At 47.6% G+C, this 26648-nt stretch carries 29 protein-coding genes; 7 read left to right on the forward strand and 22 right to left on the reverse strand.

Annotated features, from left to right (window positions below; all coding sequences use genetic code 11):
- Nucleotides 1–41: 41 nt before the first annotated feature.
- The 10 genes from frr to EJV45_RS10220 form a co-directional block, all read right to left on the reverse strand.
- Complete coding sequence (gene frr, locus EJV45_RS10175) at nucleotides 42–605, reverse strand: ribosome recycling factor (RefSeq protein ID WP_129715568.1); 564 nt, start codon at nucleotides 603–605, stop codon at nucleotides 42–44.
- Nucleotides 606–644: 39 nt separating this feature from the next.
- Nucleotides 645–1349 (reverse strand): UMP kinase, encoded by a 705-nt coding sequence (pyrH, locus tag EJV45_RS10180; RefSeq protein WP_129715569.1) that lies wholly within the window; start codon nucleotides 1347–1349, stop codon nucleotides 645–647.
- A gap of 63 nt (nucleotides 1350–1412) precedes the next feature.
- On the reverse strand, nucleotides 1413–2510 hold the full coding sequence (gene nagA / locus EJV45_RS10185) for an N-acetylglucosamine-6-phosphate deacetylase (RefSeq protein ID WP_129715570.1): 1098 nt from the start codon (nucleotides 2508–2510) through the stop codon (nucleotides 1413–1415).
- Nucleotides 2511–2606: 96 nt separating this feature from the next.
- Complete coding sequence (locus EJV45_RS10190) at nucleotides 2607–3464, reverse strand: M12 family metallopeptidase (RefSeq protein ID WP_129715571.1); 858 nt, start codon at nucleotides 3462–3464, stop codon at nucleotides 2607–2609.
- Between the two features lie 224 nt (nucleotides 3465–3688).
- A complete protein-coding gene (gene tsf, locus EJV45_RS10195) occupies nucleotides 3689–4528 on the reverse strand; it encodes a translation elongation factor Ts (RefSeq protein ID WP_129715572.1) in 840 nt (279 codons plus the stop codon).
- 97 nt (nucleotides 4529–4625) lie between these two features.
- Entirely contained in the window at nucleotides 4626–5468 is an 843-nt protein-coding gene (rpsB, locus tag EJV45_RS10200; RefSeq protein ID WP_129715573.1) for a 30S ribosomal protein S2, read from the reverse strand.
- Nucleotides 5469–5489: 21 nt separating this feature from the next.
- On the reverse strand, nucleotides 5490–5876 hold the full coding sequence (gene rpsI / locus EJV45_RS10205) for a 30S ribosomal protein S9 (RefSeq protein ID WP_129715574.1): 387 nt from the start codon (nucleotides 5874–5876) through the stop codon (nucleotides 5490–5492).
- A 3-nt stretch (nucleotides 5877–5879) separates the two neighbouring features.
- Nucleotides 5880–6323, reverse strand: coding sequence for a 50S ribosomal protein L13 (gene rplM / locus EJV45_RS10210; protein WP_129715575.1), 444 nt, complete (start codon nucleotides 6321–6323; stop codon nucleotides 5880–5882).
- Nucleotides 6324–6590: 267 nt separating this feature from the next.
- The gene (locus tag EJV45_RS10215) at nucleotides 6591–6992 is read right to left on the reverse strand and encodes a hypothetical protein (RefSeq protein ID WP_129715576.1); all 402 of its coding nucleotides are present in this window, start codon (nucleotides 6990–6992) and stop codon (nucleotides 6591–6593) included.
- A 26-nt stretch (nucleotides 6993–7018) separates the two neighbouring features.
- A complete protein-coding gene (locus tag EJV45_RS10220) occupies nucleotides 7019–7651 on the reverse strand; it encodes an HAD family hydrolase (RefSeq protein ID WP_129715577.1) in 633 nt (210 codons plus the stop codon).
- Between the two features lie 130 nt (nucleotides 7652–7781).
- On the opposite strand from EJV45_RS10220, the gene EJV45_RS10225 reads away from it, so the two are divergent.
- On the forward strand, nucleotides 7782–8567 hold the full coding sequence (locus EJV45_RS10225) for a DUF1080 domain-containing protein (protein WP_129715578.1): 786 nt from the start codon (nucleotides 7782–7784) through the stop codon (nucleotides 8565–8567).
- Here the strand turns inward: EJV45_RS10225 and aat are convergent.
- Entirely contained in the window at nucleotides 8562–9200 is a 639-nt protein-coding gene (gene aat / locus EJV45_RS10230; RefSeq protein WP_129715579.1) for a leucyl/phenylalanyl-tRNA--protein transferase, read from the reverse strand. The two genes, EJV45_RS10225 and aat, sit on opposite strands and share 6 nt — an antisense overlap.
- 73 nt (nucleotides 9201–9273) lie before the next feature.
- On the opposite strand from aat, the gene EJV45_RS10235 reads away from it, so the two are divergent.
- Genes EJV45_RS10235 through EJV45_RS10245 form a run of 3 tightly spaced genes read left to right on the forward strand, consistent with a single transcriptional unit; the run spans nucleotide 9274 to nucleotide 12326 of the window.
- A complete protein-coding gene (locus tag EJV45_RS10235; RefSeq protein WP_240755248.1) occupies nucleotides 9274–10707 on the forward strand; it encodes a DUF1800 family protein in 1434 nt (477 codons plus the stop codon).
- 13 nt (nucleotides 10708–10720) lie between these two features.
- The gene (locus tag EJV45_RS10240) at nucleotides 10721–11920 is read left to right on the forward strand and encodes a DUF1501 domain-containing protein (protein WP_129715581.1); all 1200 of its coding nucleotides are present in this window, start codon (nucleotides 10721–10723) and stop codon (nucleotides 11918–11920) included.
- 37 nt (nucleotides 11921–11957) lie between these two features.
- A complete protein-coding gene (locus EJV45_RS10245) occupies nucleotides 11958–12326 on the forward strand; it encodes a YccF domain-containing protein (protein WP_129715582.1) in 369 nt (122 codons plus the stop codon).
- Here EJV45_RS10245 and EJV45_RS10250 read toward each other — a convergent pair.
- Nucleotides 12319–13311 (reverse strand): App1 family protein, encoded by a 993-nt coding sequence (locus tag EJV45_RS10250; RefSeq protein ID WP_129715583.1) that lies wholly within the window; start codon nucleotides 13309–13311, stop codon nucleotides 12319–12321. The two genes, EJV45_RS10245 and EJV45_RS10250, sit on opposite strands and share 8 nt — an antisense overlap.
- Before the next feature lie 70 nt (nucleotides 13312–13381).
- Here EJV45_RS10250 and EJV45_RS10255 point away from each other — a divergent pair, with 70 nt between their 5' ends.
- The gene (locus tag EJV45_RS10255) at nucleotides 13382–14269 is read left to right on the forward strand and encodes a diacylglycerol kinase family protein (protein ID WP_129715584.1); all 888 of its coding nucleotides are present in this window, start codon (nucleotides 13382–13384) and stop codon (nucleotides 14267–14269) included.
- Here EJV45_RS10255 and EJV45_RS10260 read toward each other — a convergent pair.
- The 9 genes from EJV45_RS10260 to EJV45_RS10300 all read right to left on the reverse strand — a co-directional run bounded on the left by EJV45_RS10260 (nucleotide 14266) and on the right by EJV45_RS10300 (nucleotide 21417).
- Complete coding sequence (locus tag EJV45_RS10260; RefSeq protein WP_129715585.1) at nucleotides 14266–14925, reverse strand: energy transducer TonB; 660 nt, start codon at nucleotides 14923–14925, stop codon at nucleotides 14266–14268. The two genes, EJV45_RS10255 and EJV45_RS10260, sit on opposite strands and share 4 nt — an antisense overlap.
- 32 nt (nucleotides 14926–14957) lie before the next feature.
- On the reverse strand, nucleotides 14958–15644 hold the full coding sequence (locus tag EJV45_RS10265; RefSeq protein WP_129715586.1) for a peptidoglycan DD-metalloendopeptidase family protein: 687 nt from the start codon (nucleotides 15642–15644) through the stop codon (nucleotides 14958–14960).
- A 2-nt stretch (nucleotides 15645–15646) separates the two neighbouring features.
- Complete coding sequence (locus EJV45_RS10270) at nucleotides 15647–16288, reverse strand: hemolysin III family protein (RefSeq protein WP_129715587.1); 642 nt, start codon at nucleotides 16286–16288, stop codon at nucleotides 15647–15649.
- Nucleotides 16288–16656, reverse strand: coding sequence for a 30S ribosome-binding factor RbfA (gene rbfA, locus EJV45_RS10275; RefSeq protein WP_129715588.1), 369 nt, complete (start codon nucleotides 16654–16656; stop codon nucleotides 16288–16290). The genes EJV45_RS10270 and rbfA overlap by 1 nt, the downstream gene beginning before the upstream one ends.
- Nucleotides 16657–16733: 77 nt before the next feature.
- The gene (gene hflX / locus EJV45_RS10280; RefSeq protein WP_129715589.1) at nucleotides 16734–17927 is read right to left on the reverse strand and encodes a GTPase HflX; all 1194 of its coding nucleotides are present in this window, start codon (nucleotides 17925–17927) and stop codon (nucleotides 16734–16736) included.
- Nucleotides 17928–17982: 55 nt separating this feature from the next.
- On the reverse strand, nucleotides 17983–18765 hold the full coding sequence (gene trpC, locus EJV45_RS10285; protein WP_129715590.1) for an indole-3-glycerol phosphate synthase TrpC: 783 nt from the start codon (nucleotides 18763–18765) through the stop codon (nucleotides 17983–17985).
- Nucleotides 18766–18777: 12 nt separating this feature from the next.
- Nucleotides 18778–19347, reverse strand: a complete 570-nt coding sequence (locus EJV45_RS10290) for an aminodeoxychorismate/anthranilate synthase component II (protein WP_129715591.1) — start codon at nucleotides 19345–19347, stop codon at nucleotides 18778–18780.
- Nucleotides 19348–19367: 20 nt separating this feature from the next.
- Nucleotides 19368–20774 carry an anthranilate synthase component I family protein gene (locus tag EJV45_RS10295; RefSeq protein WP_129715592.1) on the reverse strand — a complete coding sequence of 469 codons (1407 nt, stop codon included), beginning with the start codon at nucleotides 20772–20774 and terminating at the stop codon, nucleotides 19368–19370.
- A gap of 199 nt (nucleotides 20775–20973) precedes the next feature.
- Nucleotides 20974–21417 (reverse strand): cytochrome B, encoded by a 444-nt coding sequence (locus tag EJV45_RS10300; RefSeq protein WP_129715593.1) that lies wholly within the window; start codon nucleotides 21415–21417, stop codon nucleotides 20974–20976.
- Between the two features lie 109 nt (nucleotides 21418–21526).
- Here EJV45_RS10300 and EJV45_RS10305 point away from each other — a divergent pair, with 109 nt between their 5' ends.
- Together EJV45_RS10305 and EJV45_RS10310 are read left to right on the forward strand one after the other, a co-directional pair.
- Nucleotides 21527–24544 carry an amidohydrolase family protein gene (locus EJV45_RS10305; protein WP_129715594.1) on the forward strand — a complete coding sequence of 1006 codons (3018 nt, stop codon included), beginning with the start codon at nucleotides 21527–21529 and terminating at the stop codon, nucleotides 24542–24544.
- Between the two features lie 12 nt (nucleotides 24545–24556).
- Complete coding sequence (locus EJV45_RS10310) at nucleotides 24557–25867, forward strand: amidohydrolase family protein (protein WP_129715595.1); 1311 nt, start codon at nucleotides 24557–24559, stop codon at nucleotides 25865–25867.
- A gap of 484 nt (nucleotides 25868–26351) precedes the next feature.
- Here EJV45_RS10310 and EJV45_RS10315 read toward each other — a convergent pair.
- Nucleotides 26352–26648 (reverse strand): transposase (locus EJV45_RS10315; RefSeq protein ID WP_165305029.1); only part of this gene is annotated, 297 nt, incomplete at its 5' end.

Below are 26648 nucleotides of genomic sequence, written 5' to 3' on the forward strand. Positions count from 1 at the left end.
CCTTTCACGGCGGCATCAATTTGACACCGTTATGTTTTTGACTAAACGGTCATGATATCTTTCTCTTTGGCTTCGGCATGTTTATCAACCTTGATAATGTATGCATCGGTCAACTTTTGTACTTCAGCTTCGCCAGTTTTAATTTCGTCATCAGATACGCTTTCGCCCTTTAGCTTTTTAATCTTTTCGTTAGCATCCTTACGAATGTTCCGTACCGTTACACGACCGCGTTCGGCTTCTTCTTTTACTTTTTTCACGAGGTCTTTCCGGCGCTCTTCGGTTAGCGGCGGTACAACCAGACGGATAACCACGCCGTCATTCTGCGGATTTAAACCGATGTTCGCTTCCTGGATAGCGCGTTCAATTGGTACAAGCAGCGTTTTTTCCCAGGGCTGAAGCAAAAGGGTACGCGCATCGGGCGTATTAATGCTTGCAACCTGTGAAAGCGGTGTTGCGTTGCCATAATAGTCTACAAAAATGCCCTCCAGCATTCCTGCAGATGCTTTCCCTGCACGTATTTTTGTCAGCTCAGATTCGCAATGGTCAATCGCCTTATCCATTGCCTGACGGGCTTCGTCCAATTGTTTCTTTATCAGGTCGTTCATATCTTCAGTGTTTTTACAAAAATATACATTCGCTATAATTTATTTTACCAGCGTACCGATTGCCTCACCGCCGGCAATTTTTAGGAAGTTACCGGTTTTATTCATGTCGAACACAATGATCGGCAATTGGTTTTCCTCGCAAAGCGTAAACGCGGTCATATCCATCACATTGAGGTTACGTGCGTATACTTCTTTAAAACTGATTTCATCATAACGAACGGCGTTCGGATATTTTTCCGGATCAGCGGTGTAAATGCCATCAACACGGGTTCCTTTCAGAACAACATCTGCTTTGATTTCTATTGCGCGGAGTGCTGCTGCTGAGTCGGTAGTAAAGTATGGATTACCGGTCCCGGCGCCAAAGATTACAACGCGGCCTTTTTCAAGATGTCTTACTGCGCGTCTTCTGATAAACGGTTCACAGATCTGCTCCATTTTGATGGCTGTGAGCAGTCGTGTTTTGAGGCCATGTTTTTCAAGCGCATCCTGCAGCGCCATAGAATTGATCACGGTAGCAAGCATGCCCATGTAATCTGCCTGGGCACGGTCCATTCCTGATTTTTCAGCGCTAAGCCCTCTGAAAATGTTGCCGCCGCCAATAACAATAGCAACTTCAAGGCCTTTGTCATGAACGGCTTTGATATCGCTCGCGTATTGGTTTACGCGGTCATTGTCAATGCCGTATTGCTTATCGCCCATAAGCGATTCGCCGCTCAGTTTCAGAAGTATCCGTTTGTATTTCATCTATGAATGTAAAATTTAGCCGCGCAAAAATATCAAAAAAAATCGATTAAGACCCGGCTGGTCTCAAATGAGCTCGCCGCGATAAATCACTGCCTGCAAATCGAGGGCATCATTCAGTAATATTAGATCTGCAGGCATGCCAGGGGCAAGACTTCCTGCAAGTAAACCCGCAAGCCGCGCCGGGTATAGCGTGGCCATCCGGATCGCCTCATCAAGCGCTATGCCGCAGTACTGCACACAGTTTTTAACTGCTTCAGGCATCGTAAGCGCTGAACCCGACAATGTACCATCAGGCATGAGGAAACGTCCATCCTTTTCATGATGCTGGTAAGGCCCTTCGCTACAGGCCGTAACAGCATCGGTAATAAGAAACAGCCGATCTTTAAGCAGGTCTTTGGCCATTCGTACCACCTCAAAATCTACATGATAACCGTCTGCGATGATACTTGCCATTGCTGATGGATGTCTGTACACGGCAACCGGAATTCCTGGCGCGCGGTGCTGAATGGGGCTCATGGCATTAAAGAGGTGTGTCGTCGTGGCGAAGCCCCGGTTATAAGCGCGCGTAGCCTCCTCAAAACCTGCATCACTATGGCCCAACGATAGCAGGATGTCCTGTTCAGCAAGGTAAGTCAACACCTCGTCATCCTGGAGTTCCGCGGCAATGGTCATCATACGGATTACGCCATCTCCGTACTCCACCAGCTTCTTTACTTCATCAAGCGTAGCTTTCCTGATCAACTTTTCGATGTGTGCGCCGCGTTTCTTTGGATTAAGGAACGGACCTTCCAGGTGAATGCCAAGACAGTTTTTGGCCTCGCCCCGGTAAGCTTTCAGCGCATCGAGACTGCGGTAAACAATCTCATCGCTATTGGTGGCAACACAAATAAGAAAACCGGTTGTTCCCTGCTGCAGCAGTGCGTTTTCTATAATCCGAAGGTTTTCGGTACCTGGGTTGGCTGAGAACAGCCTCCCGCCTGCGCCATAGATCTGCAGATCAATCATTCCCGGGCTTAACCACGCGCCTTTACAGTCGACCGCTGACGCGCCTGAAGGCAGCTCATCTATAAATCGGTCAATTTTTCCGTCACGAATAATCAGGTGCCGGCCAGCGGAAGCTGACTGTGAACCGGGGATATTAAAATTTTTCAGGGCAAGCATGGTGCATGAAAGATAGAAAAAAAAGCAGAATTGCCCGGGGCGTTAAGCTTCCCGGTCAGCGTTAAATAAAAAAGCTCCCGTTTCCGGGAGCTCAGGTTATTCATTTGCGTACATTTTCTTTACCGTGGCTATATCTTTGTCTGAAAGCCGGTTGCCACCGCTGAATGTTGTTCCGTCGAGCTTGGTGAGGGTTGGCTTATTCGGATCAATAGCAAACGACCAAGAGTGGTACATCATGACCGATTGAAAATCCATCCGGTTACCCATATTAAACCCGTTGTAATTCCAGTGACTCCATTTTCTGAAATTATGTTTTTTATCCTGCTGAATGTTGGCCCATTTGATCTTTACAAAATCTTCCTGGTCAGTGCGGGTATGCTCGTGCAGCAGGCCAATAGCATGCCCGATTTCGTGAATAGTTGTACCTACGTTGCAATTACCGGCAAGCTTCACAACCTGACGGCCACCCTGATGGCCCAGATCGGCTGAACACCCTGTTCCCCTGACAAATGCCACATAATCCCGCTGGTTTGTCCGTTTCACAAAACGGATAGGTGTATTTTGCTCCCAGTGGTTAATCGCATTTCGCACGCGTTCTTTCTTAGGCAGCTCGTCTGCGATGACGTAGTAAACCGTCTTGTTCTTCCACTGCCGATCGCGGAAGCCGGTTGTCTGGGTACCGATCCCGTTTTGACTCAGCATCGAATCGCGTAAAATCATGTCGCCTTCAAGCACGAGCTCGCCGCCAAAATCTGTATAGGTAACCAGTTCGCCATTGAGATAGGCACTTTTTACAATACCGTTCTCGCCGGGATTGCCATCTGCCATAACCATGGTGGTGTCTGCCGTAGCAGTTGTTTCTTCAGCAGGCAGGTCTGCGCTGCTGTCCTTCTTACATGCCGCGATAAGAACCATGCCGGCATACAGCGGGATTAAAATGTGATTTGCTTTCATAGAGGTAGTTTTGGTAAATGTTTGTCAGGAAAAGCTGACAATCTAAAAACTCAAAAACCAATCCATATATTATTCAAAAAACAGGCTCACTCCTTTTTGTTGTAAGAAATTCAATAACAAGGCACTGAATATAAGTCAGATAAGCTGATTGACTACCGACGCCCGCCATTTAAAACAAAAAAAGCCCGGCAAATTGCCGGGCTTTAAATATTTAAAGAACGCAGTTATGCGCCGAGTTGTACGCGTTTGAAAGCGGTTACAGTCAGACCTTTTGAGGTTTCGTCGAGGAATTTACGAACGTCTTTTGAACCATCTTTTACAAACTCCTGGTTCAGCAGGGTGCTGTCTTTGTAAAATTTGTTGAGTTTACCAGTTGCAATTTTCTCAACCATTTCTTCTGGTTTACCTTCTGCACGGATCTGCTCTTTTGCAATTTCGATTTCACGCTCAATCGTGTGCGGATCAACGTCTGCTTTGTCAAGGGCAACCGGATTCATTGCAGCAATTTGCATTGCAACGTCTTTACCAGCTTCTTCAACACCCGCTGCATCCTGGTTCAGGGCAACAAGTACACCGAGGCGGTAGTTTCCGTGAATGTAAGGAACAACTTTATCACCAGACACAACTTCGTATTTAGAGATACCAAGTTTCTCACCGATTTTACCGGTATTGTCAATGATCAGGTCAGAAACCTTTGCGCCATCTACTTCAAGAGCCAGCAGTTCTTCAAGCGTTGCAGGATTTTTTTCGATCGCGATGTCTGCGAATTTGTTACCTAAGGCAACGAAGTCAGCATTTTTCGCTACGAAGTCAGTCTCGCAGTTCAGCTCGAGAACAACGCCGCGTTTGCCATCTGCAGTTGCTTTCGCAATCACAACGCCTTCATTCGACTCACGGTCCTGACGGCTGGCAGCAACTTTAGCGCCTTTTTTACGCAGATAATCAACGGCAGCTTCGAAATCGCCGTTAGCCTCTGTCAATGCTTTCTTACAATCCATCATGCCTGCGCCGGTTTGCTGGCGCAGCTTGTTTACGTCTGCAGCTGAGATCTGTATTGTAGACATGTCTTTCTTTGTTATTTTTTTATAAAAAGTTATGGGTTAGGAGTTTCGTGCTGAAGCAGAACCGCAACACAGAACCCGTAACCCACAACGTGATTAATTACTCTTCTGTTTTTGTTTCTTCTGCAGTGTCAGTTGTATCTTCTACAGCAGTTTCCGCAGCTTCTCCTTTTCTTCTTGGCTCTTTTACTTCAGGAGCATCAGCAGCAGCTTTTGCAGCTACAGCTTCTTTTTCTGCCTCGTCTTCTTTGTCGCGTTTGCGCTCTTCCAATCCTTCTTCAATCGCTTTAACGATGATGTCAGTGATCAGGGTGATAGACTTGGTTGCATCATCATTCGCCGGGATAGGGAAATCGATGTTTGAAGGGTCAGAGTTTGTATCTACCATCGCGAAAGTCGGGATGTTCAGCTTCAACGCTTCAGTAACAGCAATGTGCTCTTTCTTTACGTCGATCAGGAACAATGCAGCCGGCAAACGGTTCAGGTCAGCAATACCACCCAACAGTGACTCCAACTTGATACGCTCACGCTGAATCATCAGACGCTCTTTTTTAGAAAGGATCGCGTAAGTACCGTCTTTAGTCATTTTGTCGATGTTCGCCATCTTTTTGATCGATTTGCGAACAGTTGCAAAGTTGGTAAGCATACCACCTAACCAACGCTCAGTAACAAACGGCATGTTTACTTTCTTAGCCTGCTCAGCCACGATACCTTTTGCCTGTTTCTTGGTTGATACGAACAAAACTTTACGACCTGATTTTACGATTTGTTTGATCGCAGAAGCAGCTTCTTCAGTTTTGGTAAGGGTTTTATTTAAGTCAATAATGTGGATACCATTGCGCTCCATGAAAATGTAGGGCGCCATTTTTGGGTTCCATTTACGGGTGAGGTGACCAAAGTGTACACCTGCATCCAATAAGTCTTGATATGTTGTTCTAGCCATTGTTTTGTTCTCCTTTGTCGATTAACGTTTACTGAATTGGAAGCGTTTACGGGCTTTCGCACGTCCTGGTTTCTTACGCTCAACCATACGCATATCGCGTGTCATGAGGCCTTTGGCGCGTAATGCAGGTTTTTTCTCCGCATCGAGTTCAACAATAGCTTTGGCAATTGCCAGACGAACAGCTTCTGCTTGTCCTTTGATTCCTCCGCCCTGAACATTTACAGTCACGTCATAACGACCGGTAAGTTCAGCCACTTCAATACTTTGATTTACAATATATTGAAGGGGAAGGGTTGGGAAATATTCTTTGTGATCTTTACCATTCACAGTGATGGTACCGTTGCCGTCTGTCAGATAGATACGGGCAACTGCAGTTTTTCTTCTTCCTGAAGTATTTGTAGTTGACATTTCTTAAAGTTTAATGGTTGTTGGAGATTGTGCCTCATGCGGATGAGTTTCACCAGCATATACAAAAAGATTTTTGTACAATTTAGCACCAAGTTTGTTCTTTGGTAACATACCGCGAACGGCTTTCTCGATTACACGCTCAGGGTGTTTTGCCATTAACTCTTTTGGAGAAATGAAACGCTGACCACCTGGATAACCTGTATAGCGAATGTATTCTTTTTCGCTGAACTTGTTTCCGGTCAGTTTAACCTTGTCTGCATTGATAACAATCACATTATCACCGCAGTCTACGTGTGGGGTGTACTCTGGCTTGTTTTTTCCACGAATGATCATTGCAATCTTCGAAGACAAGCGCCCCAAAATCTCGCCCTGGGCATCAACTACTACCCACTGTTTGTTAACAGTTTTAGTATTGGCAGAGACAGTTTTGTAACTTAACGTATTCACTTGCTTGTATTTAATTATGTAACAATTATTTATTTCCCCGCTTTTTTGGGGACTGCAAAGATAGATGAAATACTTTTAGTATCAAAGAGTTGCCGTTTAATTTTTTTGCCGGGCTTATACTTTCCTCTAGTTTGAAGTATCAGGAAGGGTGCTGAACTGATCCTCACATCTGCTGCCCCGCTTTACACTTCAAGCCGCAGGCACTGCGCAAGCCATGCGGGCTTTCCGCTTCAATCGGGCTTAACGAACGCAGCGCAGTGCTTTCTTTCAGGGAAGATCCTGCAGCCGCCCCCTGCCGCGCAGCCCGGCCAATAGCATACCGCCGAGACCAACCAACACAATCAGACGCAGCACAAAGAGCATAACCAGCGCACTTTCAAGATAACCATGTGTCAGCACACTCGTATACAGGTTCCAGCTCAGGTAGTTCAGATAGACTGCTCCGGGCAATCCGGCAATGCCGGCAATTACGCGCATGGCTTTTAATATGGCGTTATTGCTTTCTTCAACAAACACCAGCACAGCTGCCACAACGCCGGCTACTATAGCCCCCCAAACCGGCCACCGGGTGGTTTCATGGATATAAAAGAGAAGATAGATCATGCCTGCAAGCAGGGTCAGGCAGGCAAAAACACGTTTCATGATCAGGGCAAAGATTTGTTTTGTCAACAGGCCCCTTCATTTTTTGTTTGGATTTACTGTCCGGCGGCAGCACCAATGTCTTTCAGGCTGGCGCCACGATAGGTGGTTGGCGAATCGGGATACCGGCCGTCAGGATCAAACAAAAAAGTTTCCAGGCCAAGATCCAGGCCTGCCCTGATCTCTGATTCTGCATCATCGCCAATAACCAGGATTCGAGAAGGGTCAAGTTCGTGCCGCGTAATCAGCGCCAGAAAAGCGTCCTTTTTTGTTTCGGGTTTGATGGAGACATCCACCACATAAACATCTTCGAAATCATCTTTGATACCAAGCATGATTACTTTCGACTGCTGTTTACGTGTAAAGCCCGCTGTAACGATAAATTTTCTGCCGTGGAGCTGCTTCAGGTATATATATTCTTCATGAACGGCCAGCGGTGCACGCACCTCACCCTGCTGTAAAAAAGAGACGGTCTTTGCTGCTTCCTCCCGGTCAAAGCCGTACTTTTCTGCAACACGCTGAAAAGGCGTGTGGAGCATCTCCTTCCTGGCACTTTCCAGCTGATCGGGAGATATCCCCAGTTCCTGGCCATCCAGAAAATCGTACAATTCGCCAAGCAGCTGCTGAGTATGAGGTGCAGTAAAATAAACTGTGTTATCTAGGTCAATAAAAAAGATCGTCTTTTGCATAACAATAAATTTGTGTTTAGCTTGTTTTGTTAATAGCTGGCAGGGTGTGCAATGTAAATAAAACGTGCCATTTTAAATTTCTCTCTCTTTTTTAAATAGATTTACCTTCCACAAACAATTTTGAAATCTGATGAAGACAAGAAACGTCTATTTGATGCTGGCAACAGCTTTTATTTCAACGACCGTTATGGCGCAGCAAAAGAATGATCCGGCTAAAGAGGCGGCAAAAACCGAGGTTTGGGAACCTGTACCTAAGACTGTAACACCCGGCAATCTGCCACAGGACGCCCCGTCTGACGCTATTATCCTTTTCGGCGGCAAAAACCTGGACGAGTGGCACTCTGTAAAAGACCCTTCAAAACCTGCCGGGTGGACCATTGACGATGGCTTTTTTACGGTGAAAAAAGGCACAGGCAACATTGAAACCAATCAGAAATTTACTGACTATCAGTTACACCTTGAATGGCGTATCCCATCAAACATTACCGGAAAAGACCAGGCGCGTGGTAACAGCGGTGTATTCCTCGCATCTACCGGCGGTGGAGACGATGGTTATGAAATTCAGATTCTCGATATCTACAACAATAAAACTTATGTGAACGGCCAGACAGGCAGCGTGTACAAACAAGGCATCCCGCTGGCAAACGCAAACAAAAAACCTGGCGAATGGCAGTATTTCGACATTATCTGGACTGCGCCTAAGTTCAATGAAGACGGCAGCCTGAAAAGTGCGGCACGCGTTACTGTTATGCTGAACGGCGTGTTGCTGCAGAACAACTTCGAACTGAAAGGTGAGACCAGGTGGATCGGTGCCCCGGCTTATAAAGCACACGGACCGGCTTCGATCAAACTGCAGGATCACGGCGACCCGAGCGAACCCGTGAGCTTTAGAAATATCTGGATCAGAAAATTATAATTGAGTCCTGAGGATCTCCAGGAACTTTTCCCTGGAGATCATTTCAGCACCCATGCTCATCAGGTGGTCGTTTGGAAGCTGGCAATCAACCAGGCGGTGGCCGCCATTCCGGCAAAGCCAGATCAATGCTGCCTTTGAAGCGTTACTTTCCTTGCTGAACATACTCTCGCCGCAGAATACCCCATTAATTTCTATCCCGTATAAGCCGCCTGCCAGGACGCCCGCCTTCCAGGTTTCAATGCTTTTTGCAAAACCCATGCGGTGCAGTTCGATGTAGGCCGCCTGCATGTCGTTTGTAATCCAGGTACCTGTTGCGCCCTGCCGGTCGATAGATGCACAATTTCGGATGACCTCTTCAAAGCACGTATTCACTTTGATCTCAAAAACACCTGAGTTAAGAAGCCGTCGCATACTTTTGCTTTCGCTTACATGTTCGGGATAGATGACACACCGGTCAGGCGGTGCATACCAGCAAACAGGGTCTCCTTCGCTAAACCAGGGAAAGATGCCCAGGTGATAGGCTGCGAGCAAACGCTCAGGTCTCAGATCGCCCCCAATGGCCAGCAAACCATCGGGTTCAGCCCAGGCAGGAGCAGGAAAACGCAGGTCATTTTCATCCAGTTGGAAGATCATATGCAAAGGTAGAAATAAAACAAAGCGCAAAAGTTGACGTTTTGTTTATGTTGTTCCTACAAACTGCCTGACTATGAACCGGAAAGAACGCTTTGCAAGAATCAAACACCTTTACAGCCGTGCAGCTTTCGGAATTTCTTACCTGACGGCCGACAAGCTTAGCAGGCAAAATTACCGCAAGGTTATTGACAGTCTTATCAAAGCCCCGGAAATTCCTGATGAGATCAGGCTGCAGTCTGAGCAGGAAAACCTGCGTCTGCAACAACAACAGCAGGAATTAAACGCTAAAAAAGAGCAAACCGAAGCCGAGAAGGAACAGAAAAAGGAATACCTGCGGCTCCGTAATGAAAAAAACCAGCAGCTTAACCTGGCATGGCTTGATAAACTCATGCATTCCGGTTATCCATTGCACGAGAAGATGACGCTTTTTTGGCACGGTCATTTTGCCTGCCGCCATGAAACGACTTTTTTCGCACAGCAGCTAAATAATGTTCAGCGCCGTCATGCACTTGGCAACTTTAAAACGTTACTTACCGAAGTATCGAAAACGCCCGCCATGCTGCTGTACCTGAATAATCAGCAGAATCGCAAGGGAAGACCTAATGAGAACTTTGCGCGCGAACTTATGGAGCTCTTCACGCTTGGTCGTGGAAAGTATTCGGAGCAGGACATCAAAGAATCGGCCCGCGCATTTACCGGCTGGATGTTTAATAAGGATTGGGTCTTTGAATTTAACCCGAAAGTACATGATTCGGGAACCAAGACCTTTTTCGGGAAAACCGGGAATTTTGGCGGTGAAGATATCATCGACATGATCCTGGCCCGCCGCGAAGCCGCAGATTTTATAGCCGGGAAAGTTTACCTGTTCTTTGTTAATGATGTTCCCAACGACGCGCATATTAAAGAACTGGGTGGTCATTTTTTCGATTCCGGGTATGATATTGCCGCCATGCTGCAGAAACTTTTCACGTCCGACTGGTTTTACGAGCCCGCTAACGCAGGAAATAAGATCAAATCGCCGGTAGAGTTGATTGTTGGCCTGAGCCGCACATTCCATACGCGCTACAATGATCCGAAGATGCTGATCAGGCTGCAACAGAACCTCGGTCAGTATCTGTTTAATCCGCCCAATGTGGCCGGCTGGCCTGGCGGACGGAGCTGGATTGACAGCTCCTCGCTTATGCTTCGCATGAAGATCCCATCGCTGGTACTGAATGATGGCGAAATAGATTTCAGCGGAAAGGCTGACCCGGAAGAAGAAGCCGCTATTGCCGTTAATAAGGCGGCAGACCCAAAAAAGGCCAAACGAAAGTCGTTTGTTAATGCTGATCCCGACTGGGCAGCGTTTTCCCGTGATCTGCCAAAAAACATCAGTCCGGTTGAACTGGCCGGTTTTCTGCTTCAGCCCCGGCTGAACGAAAAAAACACTGCCCTTCTTGAAGACAATAAAGGCCTGCGCAGCACGGCCATCGAAGTGGTGAGCATGCCCGAGTATCAATTGTGTTAAAAACTGAATGCGTATGAGACGAAGAGATTTTTTAAAAAACACCGCGCTCGCCACCGCCGGTGCCTGGATGATCCCCGCTTTTGTTAAGCCTCTCGAAGCGCTTGCGCTTGATGAGCTGACCCGCCATAAAAATCTTGTCATCGTTCAGTTTTCGGGCGGAAATGACGGCCTGAACACCGTAGTTCCTTTTGGCAGCGATATTTACTATCAGAAGAGAAAAAACATTGCCATCAAACCTGAAGAAGTGATCCGGCTGAATGACATGCAGGGTCTTAATCCTAACCTGTCGGCACTGCAGGAGATCTATGACAACGGCTGGATGACCGTTATCAACAGTGTTGGTTATCCCAACCCCGACCGCTCACACTTCCGTTCAATGGATATCTGGCAAAGCGGCAGCGATGCCAGCCAGTTTCTCAGCACCGGCTGGATTGGCCGGTACCTGGACAGCAATTGCCAGACCTGTAAATATCCATACACAGCGATCGAAGTAGATGATGCCTTATCGCTGGCATTGAAAGGCACAAGCAAAAAAGGCATTGCCCTCAAGGATCCCGCAGCGCTGTTTCGCAATACCAATGAGCCGTTTTTTAAACGGATGATAAGCCATGAACAGGAGCACCTCGACGAAAACAACCTGGGTTACCTGTATAAAACGATGGCCGAGACCGCCTCGTCTGCCAGTTACATCCAGAACACCTCGAAAATCTATCAGACCCGGGCAACCTATCCGTCAAATGGCTTTGGCAACCAGCTTAAAACCGTTTCACGATTTATCTGCTCCGGCCTGCAGACCCGCGTATATTATGTATCGATGAGCGGCTTCGATACGCATGTAAACCAGATTGGTCAACAGGGAAACCTGCTCAGACAGTATGCTGAATCCATGAACGTGTTTTTGAAAGACCTGCAGGGAAAAAATAAGCTGGCAGACACGCTAGTGCTCACTTTTTCTGAATTCGGACGACGCGTAGAACAGAACGCCAGCAACGGAACCGACCATGGCACCGCCAATAACATCCTTGTCTTCGGTGGTAGCCTGAACCGGAAAGGCATTTTTAATGAGGCACCGGATCTGGCAGATCTTGAAGCAGGCGACCTGAAGTACAAGATTGATTTCCGCGAGGTTTATGCCACCGTACTGCACAAATGGCTCGATACAGAAAACAGCCAGGTACTTGACAGGAGCTTCAGAACCCTCGATTTCATCTGATGACGTAACTTTTAATAACCCGTACAGTCAAAAGAGCATGAATTTTTTAGGCAACGTTATCTGGATTATCTTCGGCGGTATTTTTATCTTTTTTGAATACATTATCGGCGGGCTTCTGCTCTGCCTCACCATTGTTGGCATTCCGTTCGGCATTCAATGTTTCAAATTCGCAATTGTAGGACTTGCACCCTTCGGTGTAAGGATTACACATACCGCTTCAGCAACAGGTTGCCTGTCTACCGTTATGAACATCATCTGGCTGGTTTTTGGCGGCCTGTGGATAGCACTTACCCATCTCCTGTTCGGCATCGTATTCTGCATCACAATTGTTGGAATTCCCTTCGGCAGACAGCATTTCAAACTAATGAACCTTGCCTTCAGCCCTTTTGGCAAATCAATCAGCTAAGCCGCCAGTTTTCAATAAGCCCGATGCGGTGCGAATGGTCCATAGCCTCCTCGCTGCTGGCAAACAGACAATGAGGAATGTCTAAGCTGGTCAGTTTCCCAAGCAATTCTCTCGTCTCTGCTGCCACTTCGGGTCTGATGTTGCGAATATAAACCGCGGCGACACGATCCGGATATTTCTCAGCAATTGCCGTATAGATATAGGGGTCGCGCTGAGAGTTATCTCCAAAAAAAATAAATTTTTGTTTCGGGAAGGCATCAAAAATACGCAGTACGCGCACCAGTTTACCTTCATGCCCGGTTTTACCAGTCTTAACCAGATCTTTCCAGCGCTTGATCTGATTCAGCAGAAATGCCCCTTCGGGAAGCTTGTTAAAGCGAAATGTTTCTACCAGGTAATCGTACAGGTTCCACTCGCTGCTGGAAACATAAAAAAACGGGTTTGGCTTTTCGCTGCTTGCATAGGCGCCTGATAACAATTTGTAGTGTTCGGCAGTGCGCGGAAAGGTTTTACGCGTGCGCGGATTTTTAATAAACAGTTCGCGCAGGCGGCGGGCAATTGTTGCGGAGTGCGACACCATAACCGTATCGTCTATATCTGAAATAAACGCATACTGTGTTACATGCGGCACATAGATCGTCCCTTTTGCTCCCGCCAGCGCCTGGTCATTATCATCCAGCACCTCGACAAACACTTCGTGCCAGCCGGCATTGACTTCGGTGTCTGAGCTGAACTCAAACTTAAAAAAGCCATCGTATTCTGTTCGGTTATAGATTTCCTGATCACGAAATCTGAGCCTTACCTTGACAAATGGCCATGTTTTTACAAGAAACAGCCTGAGCAGGTGGCGGACATTGACAAACAGGCTGTTACTGAACACTTGCCGCGGATTGCTATGTTTCCTGAAAACATGCCCGTATACCACCAGGTTGTGCGTGTGGCCATAACCATGATAAACTTTTACACTGGGTTGCGAAACACTCATACAAAAGCAAACACTATTGATCCTGGCTTGTTTGCTATTAAAATAAGAGATGGAACAGGTCCAGGATCGAATGGTCCTACACTTTATCATTAATCCGGGCTCAGGCAAAGACGACCTGGATCTGACGGCCCTGATCAGGCAGTACTTTGCAGGTTCTGCCCATGAAATCCATATTTATGAACTCCACGAAAATTGTAATAAAAAGGATATCGAGGCTGAAATTAACCGGATAGACGCCGACCGTGTCGTTGCTGCCGGTGGAGACGGCACACTCAAACTGGTTGCAGAATGCCTCCTGAGAAGTAAAAAACCAATGGGTATCATCCCCGCCGGCTCGGCAAACGGCATGGCCAAAGAACTAGGTATTCCCACCGATCCTGAGGCCGCACTTGCCATCGCTGTTACAGGGGTGCCAACTTTCATACACGCCATCAAGATAAACGACGAACTGTGCATCCACCTGGCAGACCTGGGCTTCAATGCTTACATTGTCAAAAAGTTCGACAGCCTGTCTCACCGGGGTATGCTTGGCTATGCAAAAGCGGCGTGGCATGCCCTCTGGAACCACCGGAAAATGGAGGTCGAGCTTGACATGGGTGATGAACTTGTGCGTTCTGCCGCCGCCATGGTTGTTGTGGCCAATGCGACCATGTATGGCACCGGCGTAAAGATCAACCCCATTGGCCGGCTGGACGACGATGTGTTTGAAGTTGTTCTTGTCAAAACCTATTCCGTTCTCGAAGTGCTGAAAATGCGTTTCACGCGGAAGGGCTTCAATCCAAAAAAAGTGGAGTTCTTTCAGACCCGCTCTTTACAGATCAAAAGTAAACATAACGCGCATTTTCAGGTAGACGGCGAATACATGGGCAAGATCAGGGGCGTATCTGCCAAAATTCTTCCTGCAGCCATCTGCATGGTGTTACCACCCGAAACTAAACCGGATGCAGATCAGGCTTAGCGGCAATATTTTTCGAGGTATTGGTCTGCCTTGTCAGACCCCATGTACTTTACAAACGTGAAATCTTCACAGGCTCCTTCCCTGTCGCCCTGTTTAATTTTCTTTAGTCCGAGGTTAATTCTTTCGTTAAAGTAGTCGTCATCGTAACCCAAATCCTGTTGTATAGACCTGATGCGCTGTTCTTCGCCGGCAGGCGCCTTACCCTGTTCTTTGTTACGGTAATAGTTTAATACCGCGTTGGTCAGTTCTTCCTCGTTTCGGTACGCCTGGATAGCCTGCCTGATCTCTGCGACAGTTTTCTGATCGCAGTTGGCACCAGACACCCTGAAGTTCACCGGAACGGAAATAACAGTTGTCGTGTCAAAATCTGCAGGAACCGACCATTTACCCCGCGTCATGCGCACAAGCCGCAGCGCTTCATCATCCAGGTCAGTACCTACGCCTCTGGTTACCCGCGAGGAAAAGACGTTCCCTTCCCTGTTCACCCTGAAACTGACGAGTACCGTGCCGCCGATGCAGTGCTGGCGAGAGTAAGACGGGTAAATTGTATTGCTAACCAGAAAGCTCTGCAACGTATGCTTACCGCTTTGAAAAACGGGCTGCTGCGCAAAGCTTTTTAATGAAAGGAGCAGAAAAAATACAACTAACTTTTTCATACGATAATGTACGCATTTTTATGCGGATCAGATTAGAACCCAGCGTCCAGGATAACCTGCGGATCAGGACTGTTTGTCAGGTAAATCTCCCGTTCACTATACCTGCAAACACCCGGAAAATCACCTTCCAGATCTTTCATATCAACAACGAGTTGAAAATGCAGATGAGGCGGCCAGTTACCATTCTCTTCTGGAACGCCCAGGGCGGCAATTTGTTTTCCTGCAGGAACAGTGTCTCCCTTTTGCAGGCCGGTTAACGAAGCCCTGCTCAGGTGACCGTATAGCGCATGAAAGACATAGCCATCCAGTTCATAGCGCAAAATAATAGTCGCTCCATAGTCTCCGTTGCGGTTGTTGTCTGCAAAACTATGTACGGTTGCTTCATAAAAGTTAAACACAGGAGTTCCGGCCGCACCCCAAATGTCAGTACCGAGGTGCAGGCGACGCGGCTCCTCATCGTTGTCGAAGTGGCGGCTTCTGCCATAAATATTGCGGTGTTCGTTATACCCGCCTACGCCATATCTGGCTTGTGCGGTCGCCAGTCTGCCTTCCACCCAGGCAGAGAAACGCACTGTATCTGTATAAGTTCGCTCATCCAGGCTTTCATTGCTTTGAGTAAGGTCCATCGGTACGATCCGGTCGCTTTGGCGGTTAAAGGGTACCACAGCTGCAAATTGTGCCTGGTATTTCTGCAGAACAGGCTGGAGCGGGTGTTCCATGATCAGGACTTGAATATGTAAACGTAGTTATAAACGTAATGCGAGAGCGCGCCGCCTGCAACGAAAAGATGCCAGAGTTCATGGCTATGCAGCAAACGATGCATCTGGCGGTCTTGGGCATAAAAATAGGTGCCGCCGATGTAGAATACCCCGCCAAGAAGAAGCCAGAAAATAGCACCGCCGGGCAGCGTGGCAGACATCTGGTAAAGTAACGGCAGGATCAGGCAGCCCATCAGAATGTAGAGTGCCAGTGATACCCCGGTACTTTTTAGGCGGTTGAAAATCTTTAACAGGCAGCCGGCCAGCGCGACAAACCAGACTGTTGCAAACAAGCCCCAGCGTAGCCAGCCGTCAAAGACAAGTAAGGCCGTTGGGGTATACGAACCGGCAATCATCAGGTAGATACAGCAGTGATCAAATTTTTGCCAGAAGCGGATTCCATACTCGCTTCGCGGGTAGCCATGGTAAATTGCACTTACGGCGAAGAGAATACAGGTCCCGATGCTATACACCAGCGCTGCTGTGCGCTCTAACGGCGATGCAGCGCGGCTAAAAAGATACCAGCCTGCCGGCAGGGCCAGCAGGGCAGGAATAAAATGTGTGTAAAAATTAACGGGTTCCCGCAGGCGTTTTCCGGGAAGCATTATTCCTCCTGGTCTTTTCTTTCTTTTGCGATTTTGTCAAAAAGCTGGTCCATGCGCTCCACGTACTCATTTGTATCATCTACAAAGAACGTGAGTTCAGGAATAACCCTTACCTGGTGCCGGATGCGGCTGCCAAGTTTATATCTGATCTCGCCGGCATGTGAGTTTACCGTGTTAACGGCAAGGCTCGTATTCGGACTGTTTAAAAAGCTGAGGTAAACTTTTGCAATGGCAAGGTCTGGCGAAACCCGCACCCGGGTAATTGTTACCAGCGTATTGGGCAGATAGGCCGTTCCCTCTTTCTGGAAGATCTGTGCCAGTTCTTCCTGTATAACTCCTGCAAATTTCTGCTGACGTTTACTTTCCATATCTTTTGATTTTCCTGAACCCGGAATACAGGCCGGAATGAATAAATCCGGCAGCCCTTCGGGGCCGCCGTTGTTGACTAATATAACAAATTATCGTAAGGGTAGCGAGCGGTATGCACCGCTTTCACGCGGTCGTACAGCAGTTGCCTGAATTCCTCTACGTTCTCTTTTTCGGTCGCTGAAATAAAGATAGCCGGGGCATTATGCTGTGCCATCCAGGTATTTTTAAAATCGGCGAGAGACATTTTTCCATTCTCGCGTGCTACCAGATCGTCTTCGTCTGGTGCAGCATACGCATCAATCTTGTTAAAGACGACGATGGTTTCCTTATCACGCGCGCCAAGGTCTTTCAGCGTTTCGTTAACCGTATTGATCTGGTCTTCAAAACCTGCATGCGAGACATCGACCACATGAACAAGGATATCAGCTTCCCGAACCTCATCCAGTGTAGACTTAAAACATTCTACAAGGTGATGCGGCAGTTTCCTGATAAACCCTACCGTGTCTGAGAGCAGGAATGGAACGTTGTCAATTACAACCTTACGGACCGTGGTGTCGAGCGTGGCGAACAACTTGTTCTCTGCAAAGACGTCAGACTTTGAAAGCATGTTCATAATCGTCGATTTGCCCACGTTTGTATAACCCACCAGTGCAACGCGGATCAGCTGACCACGATTCTTGCGCTGCGTCTCATTTTGTTTGTCGATCTGCTTAAGACGCTCTTTGAAAAGCGAGATTTTGCTCAGAATAATCCGGCGGTCGGTCTCGATCTGCGTCTCACCCGGACCGCGCATCCCGATACCACCTTTTTGCCTTTCAAGGTGTGTCCACATCCGGGTCAGGCGGGGCAGCATGTATTGAAGCTGCGCCAGCTCTACCTGCGTTTTGGCCTGTGCGGTTTGAGCGCGGTCTGCAAAGATGTCAAGGATCAGGTTACTCCGGTCAAGGATCTTAACCTTCAGCTCGTTTTCAATGTTTCTGAGCTGAGAAGGCGTTAGCTCGTCATCAAACACAACCATGTCAATCTCTTCGGACTGAACATAGGCTTTAATTTCTTCCAGTTTACCACTGCCAACAAAGGTTGCCCTTTCCGGCCGGAGCATTTTCTGGGTAAAAGTTTTTTCTACTTTTCCCCCCGCTGTTTCGACCAGGAAAGCCAGTTCCTCAAGGTACTCGCGCTCCTGCTCCTCACTGCTGCTGGGGATAATCACGCCCACCAGAACGGCACGTTCCTGTGTTACCCCGGTATCGTAATATTTTTGTTTTCCCATAATTGTTCTTCAAAGTTACGAAGATAATTGCCTGCATCTGCGCAGACGTTTCCTGCTATAGCTGTCTGGCAAACTCCAGCGCCGCAGCTCCCGGGTCGGTCGTTTTCATAAAGTTTTCACCAATCAGAAAACCCTGAAAACCTGCCGCACGAAGCGATCTGATCGTTTCAGGCGCACTGATTGCACTTTCTGAAACCTTCAGATACTCAACGGGAATTCGGTCCGCGAGCTCAAACGAAGTCTGGATATCGACTGTAAAATCGGCCAGGTTCCTGTTATTTACGCCTATTGCATCTAATGAGCCGACCAGGCTGCGTTCCAGCTCTGCGGCGTTATGCACTTCGAGCAGGACATTCAGTCCAAGCTCTTTTGCTACACCACTCAGGTCTTCAATCTCGCCGGGTGTAAGAATGGCGGCAATCAGCAGAATGATGTCTGCACCCATTGCCCGCGCCTCGTACACCTGATAAGGATCGATCATAAAATCTTTGCGCAGCACCGGAATGTCGTTGGCCTGCCTCGCGGCGACCAGATCTGCCGCAGCACCACCAAAGAAATCGGTATCTGTCAGCACAGATAAAGCCGAAGCGCCGCTGCTATTATACGCAGTGGTTACCGCTGCCACGTCTGCCGTTCCATTAATTAAACCTTTGGAAGGTGAACGCCTTTTAAATTCGGCAATAATACCTGTGCGCGCCGGATCCAGCAAAAACTCCCTGAAAGATAGCGGCGTACGCCCGAAAGCAGCCGAATCCTGCAGGTTCTGTACGCTCTTCTGCGATTTTGCCCGGACAATTTCTTCTTTTTTTCTTTCTACTATTTTTTCTAAAATGTTCATTTCTGCGCCCCTTTATGCCTTCAGCCAGTTGATCATCATCTGTTTGCCATACTCTGTCAGCACGCTTTCGGGGTGAAACTGTACACCGCGTACATCCAGCGTCTTATGACTCAGGGCCATAATACCACCGGTCTCATCTGTTGCTGTAACCTGCAATACCTCCGGCAGGTCTGAGTTATTAACTACCCAGGAGTGATAACGGCCGACCTTAAAACTAACGGGGCAATCTTTAAACAAGGGTTCTGCAGCATTTGTTACGTTCACCGGCGTGGCGATTCCATGCATTGGCCTTCCCAGGTTGGATAACGAACCTCCAAAGGCCTCAGCAATAGCCTGCTGCCCCAGACAAACGCCAAAAATACTCTTGCTTTCTGAATACGTTTTGATTACATCCAGCAGCAACCCGGCCTCTTCCGGAATGCCCGGGCCGGGCGAAAGCAAAATCTTGTCAAACTTGTCAATGTCTTCAAGCTGAAACTTATCATTTCTCCAGACCTCAGTATCATACCCTGCCTCATGCACCAGGTGCACCAGGTTGTAAGTAAAACTATCGTAGTTGTCTATAACGAGTATTTTTTTCATCGTGTAATTCTCTGTTTGGTCTAAAGTTCTGCCGCCATGACAACTGCCTTACGCAGCGCAGCAATTTTATTATTTACTTCCTGCAACTCACTCTCGGGAACCGAGTCTGCGACAATTCCCGCCCCTGCGCGGTAATGAAGCTGGTTATTTTTGCTCATAAAGGTCCTGATCATAATGGCATGATTGAAGTCTTCTTTGAAACCCATAAAACCAATAGCGCCCGAGTAAAAGTTGCGCCCGTTTTTTTCATAAGCATCAATCAGCTCCATGGCACGGTATTTTGGCGCACCGCTGAGCGTTCCTGCCGGGTAGGTATCGGCTACGATCTTGAAGGCGGCGGCGGTACCGGGCAGTTCGCCGCTAACCTGCGAGACCAGGTGGATCAGGTGTGAGTAATATTGCACCTGTTTGAAAGACTTCACCTGTACATTCCCGCAGTTCCGGCTCAGATCGTTCCGCGCCAGGTCGACCAGCATAACGTGTTCAGCACTCTCTTTTGGATCCTCTTCAAGTTTTGTGGCCAGGGCGGCGTCTTCCGCGTCATTACCGGTTCTTCTGAATGTGCCTGCAATCGGAAAAATGCTTGCCACCTGATTTTTGATGGTAATCTGTGCTTCCGGCGATGAGCCGAAAAGTTTAAAATTACCATAGTCAAAGTAAAAAAGATACGGCGACGGGTTAATAGAGCGCAGGCAGCGGTAAACGTTAAATTCATCACCCAGAAAACGCTGCTTATATGCCCGCGACGGAACGATCTGAAACACATCGCCCCGCATAATGTGTTTCTGCATTTTCAGCACCATCTCTTTAAACTCATCATCGCTCAGGTTCGATTCTTCAGCTCCCTCTGTCCGGAACGAGTATTCAGGGAAATTTTTGTTCTGGATCAGGTACTCAATCTTATCAAGATCTTCTTTTACCTCACCATTAAATGTATTTTTAAACAGGGTGATCTCGTTCTTAAAATGATCTATTGCAATGATATACCGGTACACATGGTACTGCATATCAGGAATTCGGTCTTCAGCGGCTATTTCGCCCTGCAGGCTGATGTCTTCAAAATACTGAACAGCATTCCAGGTAAAGTAGCCAAACAAACCGCCGGTCAGAAATTTAATCTCCGGAAAAACGGTTTCTTCAAAGCGCGCTTTGAATGCTGCAATTTCATCTACAATACTCCCTGACGCATCCTGTTCTTCACGGATACCGTCGGGAAAGTAAGATTCAAGCTGCCCGTTATTTAATATGATTCCCGCAACGGGATCAGCGCAGACAAAACTCATGCTGTTCTCACGGCTATGATAATCCGAACTTTCCAGCAGGATGCTGTTCGGAAAAACATCACGTAACCGCAGGTAAATACTTACCGGGGTTGTGGTGTCGGCAAGCATCGTTTTATAGGTGGTGTTTATTTTGTAAGTCTTCATTCTGTTGAAATAAAAAAGCCCGACGTGTGGTTCTACGTCGGGCTTTTAATGTGGTTTAGGTTTAGATCAATCAATATATCTTATACACACAGTGCACAACGCTTTTTGAGGTTGTCTGGCCATTGCCATGTATGTGAAGTGCTGATCATGGGGAGCAAAAATAGAAAGAATTTTAAAAAAGCAAAATATTTTTAAAAATTTACGAAACCCCGAAAAATGTTCTGGACGGATCGCTTTTAGTCATTAAATAGATAGCTACAACGATAAAAATCAATGCTAAACCAAAAAATATCGCGATGGTACGGTGTTTAGCCGCAGCATCTGTAGCCTTTTTTGAACGCGCATTCCCTATAGTGATCAGGATGATTGCCGCAAGCATGATAGAAATATGCTCCATCTTCCAATATCTTGCGATCGCTGCGGAGCTGTCGGCCTTAAACCAGCCGTTCATGAAGTAAAGTGCCAGGCCGAGCAGCAACTGAATGTGTGCACTGATCAGTGCGAAGACATTGAGTTTTCTGTTTCCTTCTGTATAGGCCTTTTTTCCAAGCCAACCAGATAAAGCCTGAAATATAGCTGCAATAAGAAGTACAAAAACTACATAGCGCCAGCCTGAGTGTGCGCTTTTCAAAATTTCGTTCATAAAACCGCTTTTTTATGTCAAATGTAAGCCTTAAAAAGTAAAATGCGTGTGATATTCCGTGATGAAGCTTTATTTATATTAGTTTTAAACAATCAAACTACATTTTTTCATGAAGAAAACTCTACTGCTAATTTTACTGCTGGTCTCCGGTAATCTTTTGCTGGCGCAACAGACGTTTCCGGTTAACGGATCATACGACATCCGGCCGCAATTGTACGCCTTTACCAACGCCACGATTGTGGTTAACTCTGGCCAGACAATAGCCAATGGTACATTGCTTGTCAAAGGAAGACAGATTGAAGGTGTTGGCAAAGGTCTGAACATCCCGAAGGGATACCTGACCATCGACCTGAAAGGCAAATATATCTACCCCTCTCTTGTCGATGCTTTCAGCAGTTACGGCACAACAGATGCATCGCGCGAGGCGGGCGGTTTTGGCGGGCGCCAGTCCATCTTTGTTTCCACAAAGAAAGGACCTTACAATTGGAATGAAGCTATCAGACCGGAGACAGAGGTGCGTGCCCTTTTCAGCGTTGATACAAAAAAAGCAGACGAGCTGCGCAGGGCGGGCTTTGGCAGCGTGAACGCAATTAACCGCGATGGCATAGCCCGTGGCACATCTGCAGCTGTAGCACTTACAGACGAAGCCGATAACCGTGTGTTTATCAAAGACCGCACAGCTGCAAACTATTCATTCAGCAAGGGCAGTTCAAAAAACGACTACCCTACTTCCCTGATGGGTGCGATCGCATTGCTTCGCCAGACGTATTATGATGCAAAATGGTATGGCAATCAGAACGAAGAGTACAATATCTCGCTCGCAGAGTTCAACAAACAACAGGACCTGCCCCAGCTCTTCGAAACAGATGGCTGGGCTAATACCCTTCGTGCAGACAAAATTGCCAAAGAGTTTGGCAAACGATACCTGATCAAATCCGGCGGAGACGAATACCAGCGCATTGCCGAAGTAAAGGCAACCGGGGCCAGCCTGATCATTCCAATCGCTTTCCCGAAGGCTTACGATGTTGAAGACCCTGCCGAAGCGCGAAACATTACCCTTGCGCAGATGAAAGCCTGGGAAATGGCACCGGGCAATCCGGCCGCGCTTGAAAAAGCAGGGGTTCCGTTTGCTATTACCGCTTTTGGTCTTGAAAACGTTCGCGAATTCTGGGCAAATCTCCGCACTGCCATAGACAACGGACTATCTGAACAACAGGCACTGAAGTCAATTACAGAAAATCCGGCTACCTTTTTGGGAATTGCTGATCAGGTTGGTTCGCTTGGAAAAGGCAAACTGGCAAACTTTATTGTAACCTCGGGTCCGCTTTTCAAAAAGGACAACATCATTTTTGAGAACTGGGTTCAGGGCAAAAAATTCCAGGTTAATAAAATTGATGTAACAGACCTGAAAGGGGTTTATAACCTGACGGTTGATGGGGTTGCGGCAGCAAACCTGCGCATTACAGGAAGCGGAGGCGGTTCTGCAGCCACGGTAGAACGCACCGGCACAGACAGTCTCAAAACAACGGCCAGCCTGAGCCGTAACGGGGACTGGGTTGCAATATCATTCAACTCAAAGAAAAGCCCGACAGGAAGTGTGCGGCTGAGTGGTTACGTTGTTTCGGCAAACCCGCTTACAATGAAAGGCGAATCGGCACTGCCCGACGGCAGCACCGGAAGATGGACCGCCACTTTCCGCGAAGCCTTAAAAGCAGACGCGCAGAAAGAGGAACCTAAAGCAGCGCTTGCTCAGGGTAAGCTGGTTTATCCTTTTGGCGTTTTCGGTTATGAAGAAGCTCCAAAACAGGAAACAGTGTTGATCAAAAATGCAACCGTTTGGACAAATGAGAAAGACGGCATTTTGCAAAACGCAGACATCCTGTTGGCTAACGGTAAGATCAAAGCTGTTGGCAAAGGGCTGTCGGCAGGTGGCGCAACGGTTATCGACGCTACAGGCAAACACGTTACGGCCGGAATCATTGACGAGCACTCGCACATTGCAGGATCGGGCGGTATCAATGAAGGCGCGCAATCTTCTTCCGCAGAAGTGCGTATTGCCGATATCATTAATTCGGAAGACGTAAATATTTATCGCCAGCTGGCGGGAGGTGTAACCACTTCACATATTCTTCACGGTTCGGCAAACCCGATCGGCGGACAATCCCAGCTGATCAAATTGCGCTGGGGTAAAGCGCCCGAAGCACTGAAATTTGCAGGAAGCGATGGTTTTATCAAATTCGCGCTTGGCGAGAACGTGAAGCAAAGCAACTTCGGTACAGGCGCACGCTTCCCGGTAACCAGAATGGGTGTGGAGCAGACCTATGTAGACGGATTTACAAGGGCCAAAGAATATGAAAAGGCCATGAAGATAAAGGGGAACAATGTGCGCCGTGACCTGGAGCTTGATGCACTTGTCGAGATCCTGAACAACAAACGGTTTATAACCTGCCACTCTTACGTGCAGTCTGAGATTAACATGCTGATCAATGTAGCAGACAGCCTTGGCTTTAAAATCAACACGTTTACACATATTCTGGAAGGTTACAAGGTTGCCGACAAAATGAAGGCCCATGGTATTGCAGGCTCTACGTTTTCAGACTGGTGGGCGTATAAATATGAAGTTGCAGAAGCAATTCCCTACAACGGCAAGATCATGCACAATGTCGGTGTAACTACCGCATTCAACTCTGACGATGCCGAAATGGCGCGCCGGCTAAACCAGGAAGCCGGAAAGGCTGTGCTTTATGGCGGTGTTCCGGAAGAGGACGCGCTGAAGTTCGTTACCTTGAATCCGGCACGCATGCTCCATATTGATGACCAGGTAGGCAGCCTGAAGGCAGGCAAAGATGCCGATGTGGTAATCTGGTCTGAGCACCCGCTATCCATCTACGCTAAAGCTGAAAAAACTTTTGTTGACGGCGTACCTTACTGGGATATAACCCGCGATGCAGAAGTGCAAAAAACCCAGCAGGCGGAGCGCGCGCGATTGATTCGCAAAATGCTTGAAAGCAAAACCAAAGGAGCACGCACGCAGCGTCCGGCGGCAGATGCACCACGTCTGTACAATTGTGAAACGCTCGAAGACTATGCCGCTGAGCTGGATCATGCAACCGCACATCAACATTAATCTCAGAAAATCATGAAAAGATCTATTATTACAACATATATGCTGTCGCTTGTCCTGACAGCCTCCGGCCTGCAAGCGTTCGCACAGGCAAACATATCGCCCGCAAAAAAACAGGATCGTACCATTGCCATTACCGGCGCAACAATCCATGTAGGAAATGGAACGGTGGTTCAGAACGGAACCATCGTATTCAGCAACGGCAAAATTGTGTCTGTAACACCAAACGGCCAGGCACCACAGGATGCATCGGTGATCAGCGCTTCCGGCAAACACATTTATCCGGGATTTATTGCCCCTGTAACAAACCTTGGGCTCACGGAGATCGAAGCGGTAAAAGCAACGATCGACTTCCGTGAAATCGGAACGTATAATCCACACGTCCGTTCGCTGATTGCATACAATACTGATTCGAAGGTACAACCGACTTTACGAAGCAACGGCGTACTGATGGCCCAGGTTACTCCACAGGGCGGTGTGCTTGCGGGCAGCTCTTCAGTCGTTCAGCTTGACGCCTGGAACTGGGAAGATGCCGTGCTTCGCGCAGACGATGCCATCCACCTGAACTGGCCGCAAACACCGCGGTTCAGAGGCGGTTTTGGACGCTTCGCACAGCAATCTCCGGAAGCTTTGCAAGAAGCAACAAACAAGTCAATCGATGAACTGAAAGCATTTTTCGCCGAAGCAAAGGCCTACGCTGAAATTGCAAAACCAGAAGTTACAAATACCCGGTTTGAAGCCATGCGGCGTCTTTTCAACGGTCAGGAAAAATTGTTTGTCACTGCAGATTCGCAAAAAGACATTGTTGCGGCGATACGGTTTGCAAAAGGCATGGGTTTAAACCCGGTGCTGGTTGGCGGCGACGAAGCCTATCTTGTTGCCAATTTTCTGAAAGAAAATAATGTTGCCGTTGTAGTTAAGCAGCCGCACTCACTCCCGGCAAATAACGATGACGATGTAAACATGCCTTATAAAAATGCAGCGCGCCTGGCTAATGCCGGCCTTACCGTGGTACTCAGTATAGAGGGCTACTGGCAGCAGCGCAATCTCCCGTTCATGGCCGGAACCGCGGCAGCATGGGGAATGGACCGCGAGAAGGCTGTAAGCGCCGTAACGTTGAATACCGCAAAAATTTTGGGAATCGACAAAACAGCGGGCAGTCTTGAAGCCGGTAAAGATGCTACATTATTCGTATCAGCAGGCGATGCTTTGGACATGAAAACCAATAAGGTAGAAAAAGCCTTCATCCAGGGCCGGGACATTAACCTGGATAACCTACATAAACAACTGGACAAGAAGTTTTCTGATAAATACAGCGGCAAATAACCGCAAACCCTTCTTCCGGATCTGTTGGTTCGATGATCCGGAAGCAGGGTAAAAAAAAATCCTCGTTACTCAACATAACGAGGACAATCATCCCTATTGTTGCCTGGGTCAATCCAGACCCCCAGCAATGATCAGGTTGCAAACAAACTGCCAGATTACATCCCTTCCAAACTAATCAAAGAAAAAGCTGATAATGAGATATATAAGATCAATGCAAGATTTATACTGAATGTACCTGGAGAAATTTCAAGGGAAATTCTTTCCCATCTGTGGAAAGAACGGCGATTTTTTTCCTGTGTACCGTTCGGCATTCCACAGCAAACATTGCCTTGTAACCTGCAGCAGAAGGCGGCAATATTCAGCCGGATTAAGAATAAAGCTAAATGTCTGGTTATCCGATACGAACAGACTGAAATTTGAAACCACCGGCAACGGCGGGGATGCTAAGATCGGATCAAGCAAATAATCTGGGGGGCAAGTTGGATTAAGCATAGATTTTCATCAATCTGAACATGAAGAACTCCACGTTTCTGACACCTCTGAATTGAGCCCTTAGTGCTTTGATCTTTGCGTTGAAAGATTCCGCTGAAGCATTCGTATGTCTTCTGTCAAAGTAGTTGAGTATGGTTTGGTAGTGGTTCTGAATTGTTCGGGAAACTGTACCGAATGCTTTTATTCCAGCTCTTTCCACCAGCTCGTACCACCTGGCAAGTTTTGTGAACCCAACCTCCTTGTCCTTAGTCTTAGAAAAGATATGAGAAAGTTTTCTGCTCAGCAGATA

The organism is Pedobacter sp. SYP-B3415 (assembly GCF_004138205.1).
GTDB lineage: Bacteria > Bacteroidota > Bacteroidia > Sphingobacteriales > Sphingobacteriaceae > Pedobacter.

Bases quoted from the DNA above. Each gene is read 5' to 3' on its own strand.
- frr (WP_129715568.1), bottom strand. From the start codon at position 605: ATGAACGACCTGATAAAGAAACAATTGGACGAAGCCCGTCAGGCAATG.
- pyrH (WP_129715569.1), bottom strand. From the start codon at position 1,349: ATGAAATACAAACGGATACTTCTGAAACTGAGCGGCGAATCGCTTATG.
- rpsI (WP_129715574.1), bottom strand. From the start codon at position 5,876: ATGTCAACTACAAATACTTCAGGAAGAAGAAAAACTGCAGTTGCCCGT.
- trpC (WP_129715590.1), bottom strand. From the start codon at position 18,765: ATGAACATTTTAGAAAAAATAGTAGAAAGAAAAAAAGAAGAAATTGTC.
- aat (WP_129715579.1), bottom strand. From the start codon at position 9,200: ATGATCTTCCAACTGGATGAAAATGACCTGCGTTTTCCTGCTCCTGCC.
- EJV45_RS10270 (WP_129715587.1), bottom strand. From the start codon at position 16,288: ATGCTTCCCGGAAAACGCCTGCGGGAACCCGTTAATTTTTACACACAT.
- EJV45_RS10265 (WP_129715586.1), bottom strand. From the start codon at position 15,644: ATGGAACACCCGCTCCAGCCTGTTCTGCAGAAATACCAGGCACAATTT.
- EJV45_RS10235 (WP_240755248.1), top strand. From the start codon at position 9,274: ATGAACCGGAAAGAACGCTTTGCAAGAATCAAACACCTTTACAGCCGT.
- EJV45_RS10245 (WP_129715582.1), top strand. From the start codon at position 11,958: ATGAATTTTTTAGGCAACGTTATCTGGATTATCTTCGGCGGTATTTTT.
- EJV45_RS10250 (WP_129715583.1), bottom strand. From the start codon at position 13,311: ATGAGTGTTTCGCAACCCAGTGTAAAAGTTTATCATGGTTATGGCCAC.
- EJV45_RS10255 (WP_129715584.1), top strand. From the start codon at position 13,382: ATGGTCCTACACTTTATCATTAATCCGGGCTCAGGCAAAGACGACCTG.
- EJV45_RS10290 (WP_129715591.1), bottom strand. From the start codon at position 19,347: ATGAAAAAAATACTCGTTATAGACAACTACGATAGTTTTACTTACAAC.
- EJV45_RS10305 (WP_129715594.1), top strand. From the start codon at position 21,527: ATGAAGAAAACTCTACTGCTAATTTTACTGCTGGTCTCCGGTAATCTT.
- EJV45_RS10310 (WP_129715595.1), top strand. From the start codon at position 24,557: ATGAAAAGATCTATTATTACAACATATATGCTGTCGCTTGTCCTGACA.
- EJV45_RS10225 (WP_129715578.1), top strand. From the start codon at position 7,782: ATGAAGACAAGAAACGTCTATTTGATGCTGGCAACAGCTTTTATTTCA.
- EJV45_RS10240 (WP_129715581.1), top strand. From the start codon at position 10,721: ATGAGACGAAGAGATTTTTTAAAAAACACCGCGCTCGCCACCGCCGGT.
- rpsB (WP_129715573.1), bottom strand. From the start codon at position 5,468: ATGGCTAGAACAACATATCAAGACTTATTGGATGCAGGTGTACACTTT.
- EJV45_RS10190 (WP_129715571.1), bottom strand. From the start codon at position 3,464: ATGAAAGCAAATCACATTTTAATCCCGCTGTATGCCGGCATGGTTCTT.
- tsf (WP_129715572.1), bottom strand. From the start codon at position 4,528: ATGTCTACAATACAGATCTCAGCTGCAGACGTAAACAAGCTGCGCCAG.
- nagA (WP_129715570.1), bottom strand. From the start codon at position 2,510: ATGCTTGCCCTGAAAAATTTTAATATCCCCGGTTCACAGTCAGCTTCC.
- EJV45_RS10300 (WP_129715593.1), bottom strand. From the start codon at position 21,417: ATGAACGAAATTTTGAAAAGCGCACACTCAGGCTGGCGCTATGTAGTT.
- EJV45_RS10295 (WP_129715592.1), bottom strand. From the start codon at position 20,774: ATGAAGACTTACAAAATAAACACCACCTATAAAACGATGCTTGCCGAC.
- EJV45_RS10220 (WP_129715577.1), bottom strand. From the start codon at position 7,651: ATGCAAAAGACGATCTTTTTTATTGACCTAGATAACACAGTTTATTTT.
- EJV45_RS10260 (WP_129715585.1), bottom strand. From the start codon at position 14,925: ATGAAAAAGTTAGTTGTATTTTTTCTGCTCCTTTCATTAAAAAGCTTT.
- hflX (WP_129715589.1), bottom strand. From the start codon at position 17,927: ATGGGAAAACAAAAATATTACGATACCGGGGTAACACAGGAACGTGCC.
- rbfA (WP_129715588.1), bottom strand. From the start codon at position 16,656: ATGGAAAGTAAACGTCAGCAGAAATTTGCAGGAGTTATACAGGAAGAA.